The sequence below is a fragment of the Streptomyces sp. NPDC039480 genome, from assembly GCF_055597165.1.
Genome location: NZ_JBVITX010000003.1, coordinates 432,850 through 449,596, shown reverse-complemented (window position 1 = coordinate 449,596; position 16,747 = coordinate 432,850). Strand labels below are relative to the sequence as shown.

14 protein-coding genes are annotated in these 16,747 nt (G+C 68.3%); 8 read left to right on the top strand and 6 right to left on the bottom strand.

Annotation, left to right across the window (positions count from 1 at the left end; genetic code table 11):
- Window positions 1-197: 197 nt before the first annotated feature.
- From ACZ56E_RS12690 to ACZ56E_RS12655, 8 genes are all read left to right on the top strand, one after another.
- Complete coding sequence (locus ACZ56E_RS12690) at window positions 198-965, top strand: hypothetical protein (RefSeq protein ID WP_471213693.1); 768 nt, start codon at window positions 198-200, stop codon at window positions 963-965.
- Window positions 962-1,972 carry an ATP-binding protein gene (locus tag ACZ56E_RS12685; protein ID WP_471213691.1) on the top strand — a complete coding sequence of 337 codons (1,011 nt, stop codon included), beginning with the start codon at window positions 962-964 and terminating at the stop codon, window positions 1,970-1,972. The genes ACZ56E_RS12690 and ACZ56E_RS12685 overlap by 4 nt, the downstream gene beginning before the upstream one ends.
- On the top strand, window positions 1,972-2,250 hold the full coding sequence (locus ACZ56E_RS12680; RefSeq protein ID WP_471213689.1) for a hypothetical protein: 279 nt from the start codon (window positions 1,972-1,974) through the stop codon (window positions 2,248-2,250). Before ACZ56E_RS12685 ends, ACZ56E_RS12680 begins: the two co-directional genes overlap by 1 nt.
- Before the next feature lie 57 nt (window positions 2,251-2,307).
- Window positions 2,308-4,128: a TniQ family protein gene (locus tag ACZ56E_RS12675; RefSeq protein WP_471214090.1), complete on the top strand. Its 1,821-nt coding sequence runs from the start codon at window positions 2,308-2,310 to the stop codon at window positions 4,126-4,128.
- A gap of 292 nt (window positions 4,129-4,420) precedes the next feature.
- Window positions 4,421-5,386 (top strand): phosphotriesterase family protein, encoded by a 966-nt coding sequence (locus tag ACZ56E_RS12670; protein WP_471214089.1) that lies wholly within the window; start codon window positions 4,421-4,423, stop codon window positions 5,384-5,386.
- 167 nt (window positions 5,387-5,553) lie between these two features.
- Window positions 5,554-6,036, top strand: coding sequence for a hypothetical protein (locus tag ACZ56E_RS12665; protein ID WP_471213688.1), 483 nt, complete (start codon window positions 5,554-5,556; stop codon window positions 6,034-6,036).
- 1,037 nt (window positions 6,037-7,073) lie between these two features.
- Window positions 7,074-7,271 carry a helix-turn-helix transcriptional regulator gene (locus ACZ56E_RS12660; protein ID WP_471213686.1) on the top strand — a complete coding sequence of 66 codons (198 nt, stop codon included), beginning with the start codon at window positions 7,074-7,076 and terminating at the stop codon, window positions 7,269-7,271.
- Complete coding sequence (locus tag ACZ56E_RS12655) at window positions 7,268-8,656, top strand: tyrosine-type recombinase/integrase (RefSeq protein ID WP_471213685.1); 1,389 nt, start codon at window positions 7,268-7,270, stop codon at window positions 8,654-8,656. Before ACZ56E_RS12660 ends, ACZ56E_RS12655 begins: the two co-directional genes overlap by 4 nt.
- Before the next feature lie 160 nt (window positions 8,657-8,816).
- Here the strand turns inward: ACZ56E_RS12655 and adh are convergent, their stop codons facing one another.
- From adh to xylB, 6 genes are all read right to left on the bottom strand, one after another.
- Window positions 8,817-10,340, bottom strand: coding sequence for an aldehyde dehydrogenase (gene adh / locus ACZ56E_RS12650; protein WP_471213683.1), 1,524 nt, complete (start codon window positions 10,338-10,340; stop codon window positions 8,817-8,819).
- A gap of 55 nt (window positions 10,341-10,395) precedes the next feature.
- Window positions 10,396-11,667: a winged helix-turn-helix domain-containing protein gene (locus ACZ56E_RS12645; protein WP_471213682.1), complete on the bottom strand. Its 1,272-nt coding sequence runs from the start codon at window positions 11,665-11,667 to the stop codon at window positions 10,396-10,398.
- A 74-nt stretch (window positions 11,668-11,741) separates the two neighbouring features.
- Window positions 11,742-12,341, bottom strand: coding sequence for an N-acetylmuramoyl-L-alanine amidase (locus tag ACZ56E_RS12640; RefSeq protein WP_471213680.1), 600 nt, complete (start codon window positions 12,339-12,341; stop codon window positions 11,742-11,744).
- A 143-nt stretch (window positions 12,342-12,484) separates the two neighbouring features.
- The gene (locus ACZ56E_RS12635) at window positions 12,485-13,573 is read right to left on the bottom strand and encodes an acetamidase/formamidase family protein (protein ID WP_471213678.1); all 1,089 of its coding nucleotides are present in this window, start codon (window positions 13,571-13,573) and stop codon (window positions 12,485-12,487) included.
- A gap of 390 nt (window positions 13,574-13,963) precedes the next feature.
- A complete protein-coding gene (locus ACZ56E_RS12630) occupies window positions 13,964-15,196 on the bottom strand; it encodes an ROK family protein (RefSeq protein ID WP_471213677.1) in 1,233 nt (410 codons plus the stop codon).
- A 14-nt stretch (window positions 15,197-15,210) separates the two neighbouring features.
- The gene (gene xylB / locus ACZ56E_RS12625; RefSeq protein ID WP_471213675.1) at window positions 15,211-16,665 is read right to left on the bottom strand and encodes a xylulokinase; all 1,455 of its coding nucleotides are present in this window, start codon (window positions 16,663-16,665) and stop codon (window positions 15,211-15,213) included.
- Window positions 16,666-16,747: the final 82 nt, after the last annotated feature.

Below are 16,747 nucleotides of genomic sequence, written 5' to 3'. Positions count from 1 at the left end.
CCGCCGCCTCTGGTCAGTGCGCGCAGCCTCCACGGAGGTGGTCAGTGCCTGGACTTGGCACGCCGCCCATCGAGTGCACCGTGGCTGTAGCCACTGCCACGCCGCAGGGAAGCGCCGGCACTCGATCCCGCGCGACGAACAGCGTCGCACGCCTGCCCCAAGGACGCTCGCAGGGGTCCGTCCGGCGTGATCTCGACGTGGCCCGGGTGTTCGGCACAGGGCAACAGGGCGGATGGTCGATGGAGATCCCCGAACCGGGGCTCTACTACAAGGTGCTCCGCAAGCACCATGTGAAGATCCATCCGCGTCGCGGGGTGAAGATCCTGGGGCTTCGGTACTTCGACGAGGTCCTCAACGAGCCGCGGTTCCAACAGTCCCCTGACCGGGGCGGGAAGCACGCGGGGAAGTGGGTGATCCGCAGCGATCGCCGCGACCGGCGCCAGGTCTTCTTCCAGGACCCCGTCGACCATGCCACCTGGCACTCCTTGTGCTGGACCGGTCTGCCGCCGGAGGGCGAGGTCCCGGCCTTCTCCGACAAGAACGCCTCCGAGCTGCTGGCACAGGCACGCGAGCGCGGGCTGAAGCCCCGCAGCGATGCCGAGCTGCTGCCGCCCCTGCTGGAAATCCTCGGCTGGGCATCCCCTGTCGACCAATGGCCCACGCAGAAAGCGAAGAAGGCTGGCCGCAAGGACCGGATCTCCCGTTCCCGGGAGGCATCGCGCGCCCAGATGGCCCAGGCCGACCGGGCACCGAGGCGCCCGCGCGAGGCGTCCGAGCCGGCATCCCTGGACGAGCTGGCTGGCTCGGTTGTCCAGGCCGTCGATGACTCCCGTCGCCGCCGCCGCGAAGCATCGGTCGGCGAGCCTGTCGCGCCTCCCCTGCTGGACGACTCGCTGCGGCAGCGTCACCTGTTCCTGCTGCCGGCCGAGTCCCGCGGCCGTGCTTCGAAGAAGGAGGATGAGTGATCCAGGATTGCGACGATCCGCTGGCCGACCTGCCCGATCGCGCTGAGATCGCGGGCATGATCTTGAACAAGCGGCCGCTGCGGCACACCTTCGACGGCTGGCAGCAGTACAGGGCCCGCCGCGGGCGGCTCGCCCCGGCTCCGAAGGTGACGGCCCGGCAGCTGGCGGCCATTCCGGTCGACCGGCGTTCGGACTACGACCTCTACCGTCGTCTCACCAACGTCAACCTGCCGATCCAGCAGACACCCATGCTGGCGAAGGTCACCAGGGTGATCAACCGGCGGCTGCAGGGCAACGCCCTTGACCAGGAGGACCCCACGGTGCCCGGGGTCATGGTCAGCGGCTGGGGCAACCACGGCAAGACCGCGACCGTGTGCTCGATCGCCGCCGCGTTCGAGGACATGTGGCTCAACCTGCACAGTCATCTCAACCCCGCGGCGGTTCCCGGCGCCTGGGACCTGCACGCGCCGGTCGCCTACATCGCGACCCCGGTCACGGCGAAGCCGAAGAGCCTCTGCGAAGCGATCTTGAACTTCTTCGGTCCGGACCGCTGGAAGATGACCCTCCCGCAGCTGGTCCAGCAGGTCGCCGACTCGCTTCGCGATCACGGCGTCAAGGTGCTGATCATCGACGACGTCAACCGGCTCCGCATGCACCGGGCCGATGACCAGGACGTCCTCGACCTCGTGAGGGCTCTCATGGGGTTCGACGTCACCCTGATCCTGACCGGCGTGAACATCCCGGGAACCGGCCTGCTGCGGGAAGCGACCTGGAACCGCACCAAGCGTCAATGGGTGCTGCCGCCACTGGAGCATGCGCGTGTTCACGGCCTGGAGGTCACCCAGACCGAGCGCCGCTTCGAGCTCGTGGAACTCGACCGGTTCCACTACGACACCGCCGCCGGGATGGAGGCGTTCCTCAACCATCTGGGAGGCATCGAAGTACACCTGCGGCTGGCCAAGGCCAAGAAGGGCATGCTCACCGCCAACGGCATGCCGAGTACCTGATGCGCCGCACGGATGGTGTCGTCGGCACTCTCGGCCGGCTCATCGCCGACGGCGCCCAGGAGGCCATGGACTCCGGACGGGAAGTCCTCAATGAGGCACTCCTCGACGAGATCGTCATCGGTCGGGACATCCCGGACGGCGAGATCGGCCCTTTTCCCAGCGCTGGCGCCCCGGCCAGGCCAAGTGCTGCGAAGGGAAACAGTAAGAAGGCCAGACGTTGCGGCAGGAACACCGTCTTCGACGATGCCGGACCCCAAGCCGCGGGCCTTCGTGGTTGACCCGTGCTCCCGCCCGCCCCGCTGCCCAGGTCCTGATCCCGCTGGCCGGCGAGAGCCCTGCCCGGTCTCCTGCTCCGGCTCGGCCACCGCTTACGCCAGGCGCTCGGCGACATCGCGCGCCGCCTTGGTCTGGCACAGACGTCCTTCCACATTCCGAGCCGGTACCTGCTGATGCTCGAACCACATCAGCTGGCCTCGCTTTGCGCCGCCACGCGCCTGCCCCAGGAGATGCTCGACCACCTCACCCTGCGTCTGCTCGCACACCGGTATCCGCCGGTCCGCGACGCACTCACCCGGCCGTCCACCTCCGCCCAGCGTCCGCGCGGATACTTCCCGCCCTGGATCCTGGGCGAGAGCACCCGCTACTGCCCCAACTGCCTGCGCGGCGACGGCTCCGAGATCCAGAACCGGTACGGCGGACCCTGGCGGCTCCACTGGCGCCTGGCCATGGTCTTCACCTGCACCGAGCACAACACCTTCCTCTGCCACCACTGCCCCAGTTGCCGGCAGCCAGTCCGTCGAGGGTCCCAGTCCAAGCAGCGGCGACTGCTTCCCGCCTCCTCCGCCGCCGGGCTGCACCCAGCTCAGTGCCGCAACCCGGTCCGCGCCCCCGACGGGGGCATCTGCGGCGCCTGGCTCAATGACCCAGGCTCAGCCAACCGCCACGAGCTGTCCGCAGATATCCTCGTCCTCCAGGAACGGCTCCTCCGTCTCCTCGAGCCCGTCGGCGTCGGTTCCGGCAAGCCTCCTACCAGGTTCTTCAGCGACCTACAGGTCGTCGCAGCGCTGGTCACGGCCTCATGGCCGGCGGCCTCGACGGTCACACCCGAGAAGCACCTTGCAACGGCCTTCACCACGTTCGCGGCTCACCAGCACGAGCGCGGTCCGGGCTCCCCCGAGGCCGGCCATCAGTGGACGACGATGCCTGCCTCGCCCCCGGCGGCCGCTGGCCTCCTCGACATCTCGTCGCGTCTGCTCGAGTTGCCCGGCCCGGCTCTCGCCCAGGCCCTGGCCGTCCTCTTCGACCACACCCCACCGTCATCGTCCGGATGGGGCAAGACTTGGACGACGCTCCGCTACGACTGCTCGCCCGAGCTTCAAGCGCGTGTGAACGAGACGATGCCCTCCCAGCTCGTCGGCAGAATGGCAAGGCCAGTCCGGCGACAGGGCAGGAAACCGTTGCTCCGCGTCGTCGCGGGTGACGGTTACCTGCCCGAGCACGTTCCTCAGCGGATCCCCGAGAGGTGGTTCACCGCACTGCTCAGCGGCACCACACAGCTGAAGGCGTCCTGCGCACTCCGCCGCTTCGCCTCCGTCCAGCTTGTCCAGATCGCAGGCAACATGGACATGGAACAGGCAGCACGCTTCCTCGGAATCCCCGACGCATGGCACCGCACTGGGCTGGAGATCAAGAAGCGTCGGCTTCACCCCCTGAGCGTCTACCAGGAGGAACAGTCGGAAGCCTTGGCCACCGCCATCACCCGGCTCGTCGACCACGTCTCCGCAGTCCAGCAGCACAGCGACTACCAGGCCCGCCGACGCATCGCCCGTTGGACGCTCACGTCGACCGACTGGATGCCCATCTTCAGTCCTCTCGCCCAGGACAACATGCCCGGCTTCCTCGGGGTCGTCGAGCCGCTCCGCGACAGCGCGTCAGCATTCATCTGGGCCTGCCTCACCGGAAGCGAGTGGCACCTCGCCCCGAATTCATGGACCCAGCTCACAGAGCGGACGCCGGAGTGGAAGACGCACCGCGCGCTCCTCAGGAAAATCACGCACCGCGCCTCACGACGCTACGGGTCATTGCACGAGGCGCTGACCGAGCACGCGCAGACCCTCCTCGGCGACACCCGCCCCATCAACCCGCCATCCACGTGAACAGAACCCGCCAAGCAAGATGAACAAGATTCGCGACGACCTGCAGAGACAGTGCGGCCTGCCCGCCATCTAACGTGAACGGTCACATGTGGGCGGTTTTGCGCCTTGTGTGTGGCGGGGTGCGCAGATCTATCCACAGGCGATCGGGATGAGACTGCTGGAGGCAGCGAACAGCGCCTGACGGCACTGGAGTTCGTGCCATCCCCTGATGTCTTTGGAGAGGTGACTTTCGCTTTCACTGCCGAAGACTGGATTCGACATGACCCAGCGACCAGGACCGAAGCCGAGCGTGATGACCGTGCTGGGGCCGGTCGATCCGGTCGAGCTCGGGGTGACGTTGATGCATGAGCACATCTTCCTCGACATGGCTCGTATCACCCGTGACCGGTCGCAGCGTCTGTATGAAGTGCCTTTGGCGGTCAAGGAGCTGGCAGAGTTCGCCGCGGCTGGCGGAGGCACGATGGTGGAGGTCACCAGCCATACCCTCGGACGCCGTCCCGACGCCTTGGTCGAGGTGGCGAAGGCGACAGGCTTGAACATCGTCATGGGCTGCGGCTGGTACCGCGAGCCGTACTACGCCGACGACGTATGGACGCTCCCCACCAGCCGCCTCGCCGACGACATCGTCACAGAGATCACACAAGGCGTCCGCGCCGGGGCGCATCTTGTGCGGCCGGGAATTATCGGGGAGATTGGCTCTGACCGCGACTACGTCTCGCCTGTCGAGGAGAAATCCTTCCGCGCTGCTGCCAGGGCGCACCGACGAACAGGGCTGATGGTTACCACCCACGCCTCTCAGGGCCGAGTAGGCCTGGCCCAGCTCGACCTTCTCATGGAAGAAGGTGTCGCCCCGGAGCGGATCATCATCGGTCACTGCGATGCCACCGCCGATTCCGAGTACCACGACCTCCTCGCCCGTCAAGGCGCGTGGGTGGAGTTCGACCTGATCCACGACCGCAATCCGTGGGAGCGCGACAAGGCCGTCCGCCTCGTCTGCGAGTTCCTCGCCCGCGGTCACCTGCACCGCCTTCTGCTCTCCCACGACGTGTGCAAGCGTGGTCATCTCACCACGTATGGCGGCACTGGCTACGCCTATCTCCTCACCGACTTCGCCGGCCATTTGAAAGCCGCCGGCATCAGCAACGACGAACTGGATACGCTGCTGGTCGCCAACCCGCGCGCGGCACTGACCGGGCACGCCGGAACCGAGTCTTCGGCACCTCTCCGGGAACAGCCGATGGCCCTTCCGGGGGCCTGAGGCGTCGCCCCCTCAGTCCCGGCTGGCCGCCACCACTGCGCGCTGACCCACCGTCTTGAACGGCGTCAACGCCGCCTGCCACCATCTTTGTTGCTTATGCGGCGTAGAGCAGGGAGCGCATGTAGACCGTGGACGGAGCGACGCAGCGGTCAGCCAGTGACTGAGTGATGTGGGAGCGTGTCATACGGGCGCGGGAAGGCGCGCTGCGGCGTATCACGGGTGTAGTACGCCTCGGCTTCTCGCAGGATCTCGTCCGGGGTGATCAGGCCCTCTGTATCGCCCTGATGAGCCTGAGCGGTGGCACGAGCGGCCTGTGCACCTGCTCCAAGGGCGAGGAGCACCGTCTCGACCGTCTGGCGGTCGACGCGACCGTGGCCCTCTGGGTCCACCGCGGCGAAAACCGCGCGATGCCAGGGCAGCGAGATCCGAGCGAAAGCGTCGGAGTCCTGGTGAAGTCCTTTTGCCGCTGCAGCTACGAATTCCTCCCGGCTGATATGCCCGCTGCCATCCACATCGGCAAGGACCGCCGTCCCTTCCCGGAAGCAGCCGGCTGCCGCCTTGAACTCGTCCTTCGACGTGAGAAGGCAGCAGCCACCCGTGCTGCCATCAGCCGGAAGTCGTCCCTGCTGACGATTCCGTCGTCGTTCTGATCGAAGGTATGGAAGCGGGTAGTTGCTCGACCACGGTGCCGAGAAGCGGGGCCAAGCCAGACGCTGCCTGCGGTGTGCTCGGCACTGATTCGCCCACGGCAGACGGGAAAGGGCTCCAAAGGACTGGAACCTCCTCCGAGACCATGTCAACGTACAACGTCCCGGAAAAAACCAGGTCAGCGACGTGATGCGGCTACGGGGCGACCGGTACGCAGGCCGGGCGCCGTGGGAGCCCGTACTTCCGCTCTGCTCGGTCTTGCCGCCGAGATCCGTTCTAAGGAGGCCCCATCTGCCGAATCCTGCTCTGCGATCTGCTCGCTTCACTGCCCCTCCTGTTGGGGCTCGGCGCCAGAACGCGTGGACCGCAGGAGACAGAAGACCATGGTGCGCTCTCCACGGCCCTCTGTCTCTGCCTCTGCGCGGCCGCGCTCGTCGGGGAGGACCGACCTGTTGCAACGGGGCTGCCGTCGTGATCGAGCGGTGGCCGCATATGTCGCGGTGCACCAGACGACTCACCGGAAACGGGCTTCTGACCCTTGTCATGGACGGAGCGGCCCCGGCTCTCCGGTCCGACCGGCTGTCGTCCTGACGGAGACGACAGAGGTGCCCATGGGCGATGCCCTTTTCGTGCTGTGCGATACATAGCAGGCGATCCCCGGTTAGCGAAACCGGGGATCGTGCAGAGCATTGATGGTGTTCGCACACGGCTGTGCTTGGCGGTGGAGCCGTGGCGGACGCAGTTGGCAGTGCCGCACATTCGCGAGGAGGTGTAGGGCGCTGCTGTCGCCTGCTGCCCTATCAACGACCGCGTCTTCATGCCTAAGGCTTTGGTCGGCTGGTTGCTCGGCCAGGTCCACCCTGGCCGCTCGCCTGTGCGCCGTGAGGGATATTCCACGCTGTGTCAATTCGTGATGCCGCGCTGCATTTTGTAGCCCAGTCCACGATAGATGGATCTCTCAGGACGGGTGGTCCGTGCCGTATCAATGCACGTCTGTACTTCCGGCATGAAGCTTTTCTCAACACGAAGGTGAAATTGCATGGCTCGTCCTCCTGCGCTGAAGCTGGCCGAGGTGCTTGCGGAGATCCGCATGAGTCCGTCGGCGTTTTACCGCATGCGCGCCCGCGGGCAGGCCCCCCGCATGGTCAAGCTGCCCAACGGCGAACTGCGGTGCCGTCGCACAGATCTGGATGCCTGGTGGGAAGCGTGCGAGAGGGATTCTGACACTTGGCGATGAGTTACAATGTCCGTTTCTGGGACATACGTGAGCGTCCTGGTCGGCGTAGCCGTTTTCAGGTGCGATGGACGGTCAACGGGCGGGAGAATTCGGAAGCGTTCAGCACTGTCAGGCTCGCCGAGAGCCGGCATGCGAAGCTGATGACGGCGGCGCGCGAAGGCGAGCCTTTCGATGAGCACACGGGGCTGCCGGCGTCCGAGCTGCGGGCCATCAAGCAGCGGACGATGTGGTACGACCTTGCTCACGAATACATCGATCAACGGTGGGACCGTACACCGGGAAACACCCGCCGTACCCTGGCCGACGCATTCGCCACCATCACGCCTGCCCTGGTGCGCCCTGGCGCAACGTATCCGGAGCCGCGAGTACTGCGGCGCGCCTTGTACTCGTGGGCGTTCAACAAGAACGCATGGGCCCAAGAGCCGACCCAGGGGTGGCGGAAGGCCCTGGACTGGCTGAAGCGAAACTCCTTGCCCGTCGGTGCTCTCGCGGAAGCAGATGTGCTGCGGCGGGCGCTGGACGCCCTGTGTCGCAAGCTGGACGGCAAAGCGGCTGCGGCCAAGACGGTGCGGCACAAGCGGGCTGCATTGAGTGAAGTCCTCAGCACCGCGGTGGAGAAAGGTTACTTCGCGGAGAACCCCCTCAACGGGCTCAGGTGGAACGCTCCGGCGGTCAGCGAAGAGGTGGACCCGGCTGCCGTCCCCAATCCGGCCCAAGTCGCACGGCTGCTTGCGGCGGTTGCCCAGCAGCGCGGGCGCGGTCCCCACCTTGAGGCGTTCTTCGGCTGTATGTACTACGCGGCCATGCGGCCGGGGGAGGTCATTCACCTCCGGCTCGAACAGTGCCATCTGCCCGAGACCGGATGGGGGATGCTCAACCTGTCGGGCGGCGTCATCACCTCGGGCAAGGAATGGACGGACGACGGTGCGGTGCACGAGGTGCACTCGCTCAGGCGCCGTGCGGCTATCGCGACCCGGCCGGTGCACATCCCGCCGCAGTTCGTGCGCATCCTGCGCGCGCACATCAAACGGTTCGGCGTGGGGCCGGACGGTCGGGTGTTCCGGAACCAGGCCGGCAACTACGTGGACGCGTCTGCGTATGGCATTACGTGGGCGCGGGCACGGAAGCATGTCCTGACCCGCACGGAACTCGCCTCCGGTCTGGCCAAGCGGCCCTATGATCTCCGGCATGCCGGGATCTCGTTCTGGTTGTACTCCGGTGTGGACCCGGCCGAATGCGCTCGCCGCGCGGGCCAGAGCATCGAGGTTCTCTTCCGGCACTACGCCAAGCTCCTGGATGGCGTCCGGGAGCAGGCCAACCGGCTGATCGAGCAGTCCATGCAGGAGTGGGACCGCGTCAGCCAGGGCGCGGCGCCTGAGGGGTGAGACGGGATGTGGACCGGAAATAGACCGGAAGAGCTGGTCAGGAGCGGGATGACGGTGGCAGGAACTGGGAGTTATGACGTAAATCGGGCCCAGCTCTGAGCGGGCCGAGCGGTAGGCGCCTGACCGGCAAATCCCCAGGTCAGGCGCCTTTTTCGTGCCCCTAGAAGAAGCCGAGCTTCTTCGGCGAGTACGACACCAGGAGGTTCTTCGTCTGCTGATAGTGCTCCAACATCATCTTGTGGGTCTCACGACCGATGCCGGACTGCTTATAGCCGCCGAACGCCGCGTGCGCCGGGTACGCGTGGAAACAGTTCGTCCAGACGCGACCCGCCTGGATGGCACGGCCTGCCCGGTACGCCGTGTTGATGTCACGCGTCCACACACCCGCCCCCAAGCCGTACAGCGTGTCGTTTGCGATCTTGATGGCGTCGTCGAAGTCGTTGAACGAAGCGACCGAGACGACCGGTCCGAAGATCTCCTCCTGGAAGATCCGCATGCGGTTGTTGCCCTCGAAGATCGTCGGCTGGACGTAGTAGCCCCCGGCCAACTCTCCGTCGTACTGGATGCGCTGGCCGCCCGTCAGGACCTTGGCGCCTTCCTGCTGGCCGATGTCCAGGTAGGAGAGGATCTTCTCCAGCTGGTCATTGGAAGCCTGCGCTCCGATCATGGTGTCGGTGTCGAGGGGGTGACCGGCCTTGATCTGCTCGGTGCGCGCGATCGCCGCCTCCAGGAACTCGCTGTAGTGACCGCGCTGCACCAACGCCCGCGACGGGCAGGTGCACACCTCACCCTGATTGAGGGCGAACATCGTGAAGCCTTCGAGCGCCTTGTCCCTGAAGTCGTCGTTGGCCGCCCACACGTCGTCGAAGAAGATGTTCGGCGACTTGCCGCCCAGCTCCAACGTCACCGGTTTGATGTTCTCGGAGGCGTACTGCATGATCAGCCGCCCCGTGGTGGTCTCACCGGTGAACGCGACCTTGGCCACGCGCGGACTGGACGCCAGCGGCTTGCCCGCCTCGGCCCCGAATCCGTTGACGATGTTGATGACCCCCGGCGGCAGCAGGTCGGCGACCAGGCTCATCCAGTAGTGAATGGAGGCCGGGGTCTGTTCGGCTGGTTTGAGGACGACGGCGTTCCCGGCGGCGAGTGCCGGCGCCAGTTTCCACGTGGCCATGAGGATCGGGAAGTTCCACGGAATGATCTGCGCGACGACACCGAGCGGCTCGTGGAAGTGGTACGCGATGGTGTCCTCGTCGATCTCGCTCAGCGACCCCTCCTGCGCCCGGATGACCCCCGCGAAGTACCGGAAGTGGTCAATGGCGAGTGGAATGTCGGCGGCCAGCGTCTCGCGGATCGGTTTGCCGTTCTCCCAGCTCTCGGCCACCGCGAGCTGTTCGAGGTTGGCCTCCATCCGGTCGGCGATCTTCAACAGCACGTCCGCGCGCGCGGCGACCGACGTACGCCCCCACGCGGGCGCCGCCGCATGCGCCGCGTCCAGCGCTCGCTCGACATCCTCCGCGGTGCCCCGGGCGATCTCGGTGAACGTCCGACCGTTGACCGGACTCGGGTTCTCGAAGTACTGGCCACGGGCCGGCGCCACGTACTCGCCGCCGATGAAGTGGTCGTAGCGCGACTGGTAGGAGACGGTCGCGCCGTCGGTGCCGGGCGCTGCGTAACGGGTCATCTTGGCTGGCCTCCCGTGGCAGGCTGCCCGCCGCTGGGCAGCTCTCGCCCGGAGGCTAGAGGCACGGACGTTGCATCGACGTTGCGAACTCGGCGTCGAGTTCCTTCAAGCGCGCCAGAACCGGCGCCGTCGGACGCAGCGCGGCCAGCGCCCGCCACACCGTCAGATCATCCTCCCCCCATGGAGCGTGCGCCCAGTCCGCGAGCAGATCGGGGTCGTTGCGGTCGACCAGCGCCGCCCGCAGCTGGTCGGCAAGCCTGCGACGGAGCCGGACGAGACCGGGGGCCTGCGACTGCGGCAGCAACGGACCGGCATACGCGGCCGCGGCCGCCGTCACCGCCCCCGCGCCCAGACGACGCTCGACCATGTCGACATCGCACTCGACGGGCACCGCCAGCCGGTACGGCCGCGACCGCAGCAACTCACCCCCGAGCACCCGTCGCAGCCGAGCCATCTCGGCCCGCAACGTCACCTGCGGCACCGACTCGTCCTCGTACAACGCACACAACAACTCGTCCCCCGTCAGCCCCTCCGGATGGCGGGCCAGCAGCACGACGATCTCGCTGTGCCGCCGACTCAGCCGCACCTTGCGCCCAGCCGTGAGGAGCAGCGCCTCATCACGGCCCAGAGCCGCCAGTTCCACTCCTTCGCCTGCTCGCGTCGGTGGAGCCAGCAACGCCAGGTGGGACTCAGCGGCCCGCGCGACCGCCTGCACGAAGGCGAGACTGTGCGGGTGCGCGAGCCCGTCACCGCCGGTGATGTCGACCGCGCCGATCAGCCGCCCCGTCCGCGGATCGTGCACGGGAGCCGCCGCACACGTCCACGGCTGCACGCGCCGCATGAAGTGCTCGGTGGCGAAGACCTGCACCGGCCGGTCCACGGCGACCGCCGTCCCCGGCGCGTTCGTCCCCATGGCGGACTCCGCCCACCGCGCGCCCGGCACGAAGTTCATCCGCCCCGCCCGCTGCCGCGTCACCGCGTGGCCCTCGACCCACAACAACCTGCCCTGTGCGTCGCACACGGCGAGAAGATGCTCCCCGTCCGCCGCGAAGCCGCCCATCAATTCGCGGAACAGCGGCATCACCCTCGCCAACGGATGCTCCGCCCGGTACGCCCCGAGGTCGCCGTCGGTCAGTTCCACCGCGGCGCCGGTGGCCTCCGGACTCACCAGCGCCCTGGCCGACCTCCGCCACGACTCGGCCACCACCGAACGCACCGGACGGGAGATCGCCCCCGCGTCGGTGAACCTTTCATGGGCCCGCCGCACCACCCGCACCCGCTCGACGGGGTCCGTGCCCGGTTCCAGGGCCACCCATGGATCGGTCAACTCGGCCTCCCGGGACGGCGATGCGGTGCTGCCATCGTCGCCCCGGAGCGTGAAGCCGACAAGGACGCGCAGCTTCAGGCGAAGTTGACGAGGCGGAGGTAGCGAGTCCAGTCCCAATGCGGCCCGGGATCCGTATGGTCCGAACCAGGCACCTCATGGTGAGCGATGATGTGCTCACGGTCCTTCGGGATGCCGTACTTCGTACAGATGGCAGCGGTCAGTGCCGCGGACCGCTCGTACATCGCGTGGGTGAAGTACTCGGGGTTGTCGACCCACCCTTCGTGCTCGATACCGATGCTGCGGGTGTTGTAGGTCCAGTTCCCCGCGTGCCAGCCGATGTTGCGCTCGCGGACGCACTGGGCGATGTGGCCGTCCTTGGACCGCACCACGTAATGGGCCGAGACCTTCCTCGCGGGGTTCTGGAAGATGGCGAGTGTGTCCGCGTACGTCTCCTGCGTGACGTGGATGACCACATAGTCGATGGGGTAGCTGCTGGGGCGGTTGGACGCCGTGTAGTTGGAGGTGCTGGCCGGCACCCACTCGGCCGGGGGGTAATCGACCGCGAGGGCTCCGGCCGTCGCGCGGGTGGTGGGCAGGAGCGCGGCGGGTACGGCTGCGGCGAATGCGCCCTGCAGCATTCGACGCCGGCTCGGGGAGCGTCTCAATCGATCCATGACTGACCTGCCTCTCGGTGGGGAGAACGGCTTGACTGGCGCTGTACGTGAGGAGCTCGCCACGGTGGAAAGCTCGACTGCGGCGAGAAGCGCAGCGCCGGTCTCCGGGCGGGAGCGGCCGCCCTGTCGAAAGGCGCTGGTTCTCAGGAGGGGCGGTGGTCCGACCCGCGTGATCGTGAGGCGGACAGCGGGAGTGCGGTGGACCGCGGTAGCGCGACGGACCGTGGTAGCGAGGCGGATATCTGGCGCAGGTGCGCATGCAGACCGCGATGCGTCTCGCGTGCGGGCAGCCACTCCTTGCGGATCTTGGCCACACACGTGTAGTTCGTGTCGCAGACGTTGGCCAGCGGGGATTCGACGGTCTGCGTCGCGAACTGGTAGGCGTCCAGTTCGCTGAATCCGTAATCACGGACCAGCCACTGCACCAGGTCGAGCTGGGATATTCGGAACGCGTCCTCCAGCGGTCGCGCCGACCCGGTCGAGATGATGTGCGTGTCCGACTCAAGCCGCGGCCAGGGCGTACTCACCCCCTTGAGGAGATCCACGATCACCACGGTGTTCATGGCACACTCGACGGCCACGCCGCAGGTCTCTCCCTCTCCCTGCCGTGCGTGTCCGTCACCGAGACTCAACAGCGCGCCGTCGACGTTCACGCCCAGATAGCAGGTGACCCCGGCGCGCATCTCGGGCGTGTCCATGTTGCCGCCGTGCGCGTCGGGCACGAGCGCCGAGCGCACTTCCAGATTCGCCGGCGCGACACCGACCGTGCCGTGCATGGGATCCATGGGCAGCTCGATCTGGAAGTCACTGTCCCGCGCGCTGAACTGCGCGGTCCGTCGGGCCCGGTCGAGTTGCCAGATCCACACTGCTTCAGGCAGGGGCGCTTGGAGCGAAGCGGTGGAGTGGGTGGACGTGAGGGCGCCGAACAGGGGGACCGTCGTGGAGGCCGCCCAGTCTCGGGCCGGCTCGATCGACACGAAGTGGACGGCGACGGTGTCACCGGGCTCCGCGCCCTCCACGTGGAAGGGGCCGGTCTGGGGGTTGAGGAACGGGAACTCGCAGACTTCGGAGACGAGGTCCTTCTCCGAGCGCACGTTCCCGGCGAAGCAGTCCTCGGTGAACAGGTCGAGGACGGTGCCCGGAGCGATGCGCGCAAGGGGCGGGGCGCCGCCGAACGTCCAGGCGTACTGGTCCGGTTCGGGTCGGACGGTCAGGATCTTGGGGTCATTCATCGCTGTGCCGCTCCACTCCGGCCGTGGGCCGTCGGTCCGGCCGGGTGGGCCGTTTCTGCTCGCTCGGGTCGCTCGGGTCGCTCAGGTTGCTCGGGACCCTCAGATCCCGTAGGTCGCTCGGGTCGCTCTGTGGGCGTCATGGGCCGCCGCAAGTGCTGCAGCCATGGCATCGACGCCCCGCGTGAATTACGTTACGGCGCTCGGCGGTTGGGGCGGAAGGGCGTTGCTTGGATCTGTGCATAGCAGCGTGATTGTGGATATCTCGGCCACCCGATCGGGGGAATCGGGGGAGCGGTGCTGGGTCGGAAGTGCTGCAAACCCCACGGCTGCGCGCCTTTCACGGCTGCGCACCCTCCACAGCCCTGCGCCCCCACCGCATCACGCCTACGTCTACGCCTGCCCGCCCCCACCAGCACCGACGCTGCCGCTGACGCCCGCTGGATCGTCCAGCACCGCCCGCGCCACCGAGTGCGCTGCTCCCAGCAACGGGCCGTCCGGTCCGAGCCTGGATATGGCGACTCCGCAGGCCCGGCCGGCAGTGCGTTCCACCAGCTCCTGCTCGAGGGCGGGCAGCAGCCACGGCGCCAGGCGCGACAGAGCGCCGCCCAGCACCACAGCCTGCGGATCCAGCAGGTTGACCGCGCCGGTGAGGGCGATGCCCAGGGCTGTTCCGGCGCCGTGGAGTGCTCGCCGCACTGTTTCGTCGCCCGCGGCGGCACGGTCGGCCAGAAGTTCACCGCGTTCCTCACCGGGGCCCAGGCCTGCCGCGCGCAGGACCGCCTCCTGACCTGCGTACTGCTCCAGACAGCCGCGGCCTCCGCAGGGGCAGGCCGGCCCGTCGGGGTGCACGGGCACGTGGCCCAACTCACCTGCGTATCCCCGTGTTCCGAGAAGCAGCCGTCCGTCGACGACGAGTGCGGCACCGATGCCGATCTCGGCGGACACATGTAGGAAGTCCTGGGGCGATGCTTCGCCGAGCCACAACTCGGCGAGGGCGCCGAAGTTGGCCTCGTTGCCCACTGCCAGTGGTAGCTCTGTGGGGAGGAGACGGCTCAGGTCGATGTCGTGCCAGCCGAGGTTGGGGGCGCGTACGACCGTCCGGGTGTCGCGGGCGACGAGCCCGGGCACGGCGACCGCGAGGCCGGCGGGGGACAGCCCTGCCCGGCGGGCCTCCGCGCTCACCCGCTCCACCAGGATGGCGAGCTCCTCCAGCACCGGAACAGGCGAGCGTCCGCGGTTTGCGGCCCGCCGCACAGCCCGTGCACGGACCTCCCCACGCAGATCCACCGCGCATGCCGCGAGGTGGTCGACTCCCACCTCGGCACCGATGCCGACGGGCCCCTGAGCACTGACCGCCAGGGCGGACCCTGGACGGCCCACCCGACCTGGTCGCTCGGGACCCAGCTCGTCCAGAAGCCCGGAGCGGATCAACTCGTCCACCAGCGTGGAGACAGCGGCCCGCGTCAGCCCGATGCGGGAGGCGACGGCGGCACGGGACAGAGGGCCGTGCGCCGCCACGGCGTGCATCACCCGGGACAGATTGCGACGGCGTATCGCCTGCTGGGTGTCGGGCAGCCGCGCGCCGGACGTACCCCGGCGCTCGTCGTGCAGCGGTGCGGTCATGCCTCGGTCAGTCCTCACTCCCCATGGGGCGCCCTGTCCAGGAGCGGCGCCGCGTCGGAGAGTACCCCGGAGATCCGGGCGAGCGTCGCTTCGTCCCGCTCCACGGGGTCGAGCACGGGCCCTTGGGCCGTGCCCCAGCGTCGGGCGATCGCGCTGGGGTCCTCACCGGTCAGCAGGCCCGCCGCCTGTGCCGCGGCGCCGAGCGCGACGAGTTCCTGGGCCTGCGGGACCTGAACGGGACGTCCGGAGAGGCGCCGTACGGTTTCCTGCCAGGCTGTGCCGCGTGCCCCGCCGCCGATCAGCAGGAGCGGCGACGACCGGTCGGCGTCGGGGTCCAGGACCAGGTCGAGCGCGCCGAGCAGTGAGTGCACGGCCCCGTCGTACGCCGCCTGGAGCAACTGCCCGGGTGACGTGTCGTGGCGCAGGCCGTGCAGTACTCCGGAGGAGTGGGGCAGGTTCGGCGTACGCTCGCCGTCCAGGTAGGGCAGAAGCGTGACCGAGCCGCCCGGTTCCACGGCCTCGCGCTCCAGGCTGAGCAACGCGGCCACCCGGTCGACGGCCTGCGTGCAGTTGAGGGTGCAGGCCAGCGGCAGCCACGCGCCGCGTGCGTCGGCGAAGCCCGCGACGGTGCCCGTCGGATCCGCGGGACGGCGTTGTGAGACGGCGTACACCGTGCCGGAGGTGCCGAGGCTCAGCACCGGCGTGCCGGGGCGCAGGCCGAGCCCCAGGGCGGCCGCCGCGTTGTCGCCGGTGCCGGGCGCGACCAGTGTGCCCCTGGAGAAGGGCAGTTCGTCACCGTCCCGCACTGTTCCGACGACCTCACCAGGGCGTGCGACACGGGGCAGCAGAGCCGGATCGAGGCCCACCATGTCGAGGATGCCCTCGTCGTACTGCTCCGCTCCCGACGCCCACCACCCTGTTCCGGAGACGTCGCCGCGGTCGGTGGTGCCGAGACCTGTGAGGCGTTCCGTGAGGTAGTCGTGGGGGAGACGCACCGCGGCCGTGGCGCGGGCCGCGGCGGGCTCGTGCTCGGCGAGCCAGGCCCACTTGGTCACGGTGAAGGAAGGTCCAGGGACGCTGCCGGCCCGGTCGGCCCACACCGTGGGGCCGCCGAGACGCTCGACGAGGCTCCGGGCCTGCGGTGCCGACCGCACGTCGTTCCAGAGCAGAGCGGGCCGCACCGGCCTGCCGTCCTTGTCGAGCGTGACGAGCCCGTGCTGCTGGCCGCCGATGGACACCGCGGTGGCTTCCCGGGCGGCTCGGCCGCACTGCTCGAGAGCCGCGCACAGAGCGTCCCACCACTCCTGGGGATCGCTTTCGCGATGCTCGCCCGTGCTCACGCGGTGCGGAGCCTGGCCACTCGCGACGACCCGGCCGGTGGCCGCGTCGACGACCAGGACCTTGGTGGACTGCGTGGAACTGTCCACGCCGACCACGAGGGGCCCCTGGGCTGCGGGCGCTGATGACATGACGGTCTCCGTTCCTGCGGCTGTCTCCGGGTGCGAACCGGAGTTTCTTCCACGACCTTCCCAGCGGCGCCCTCGGATACTA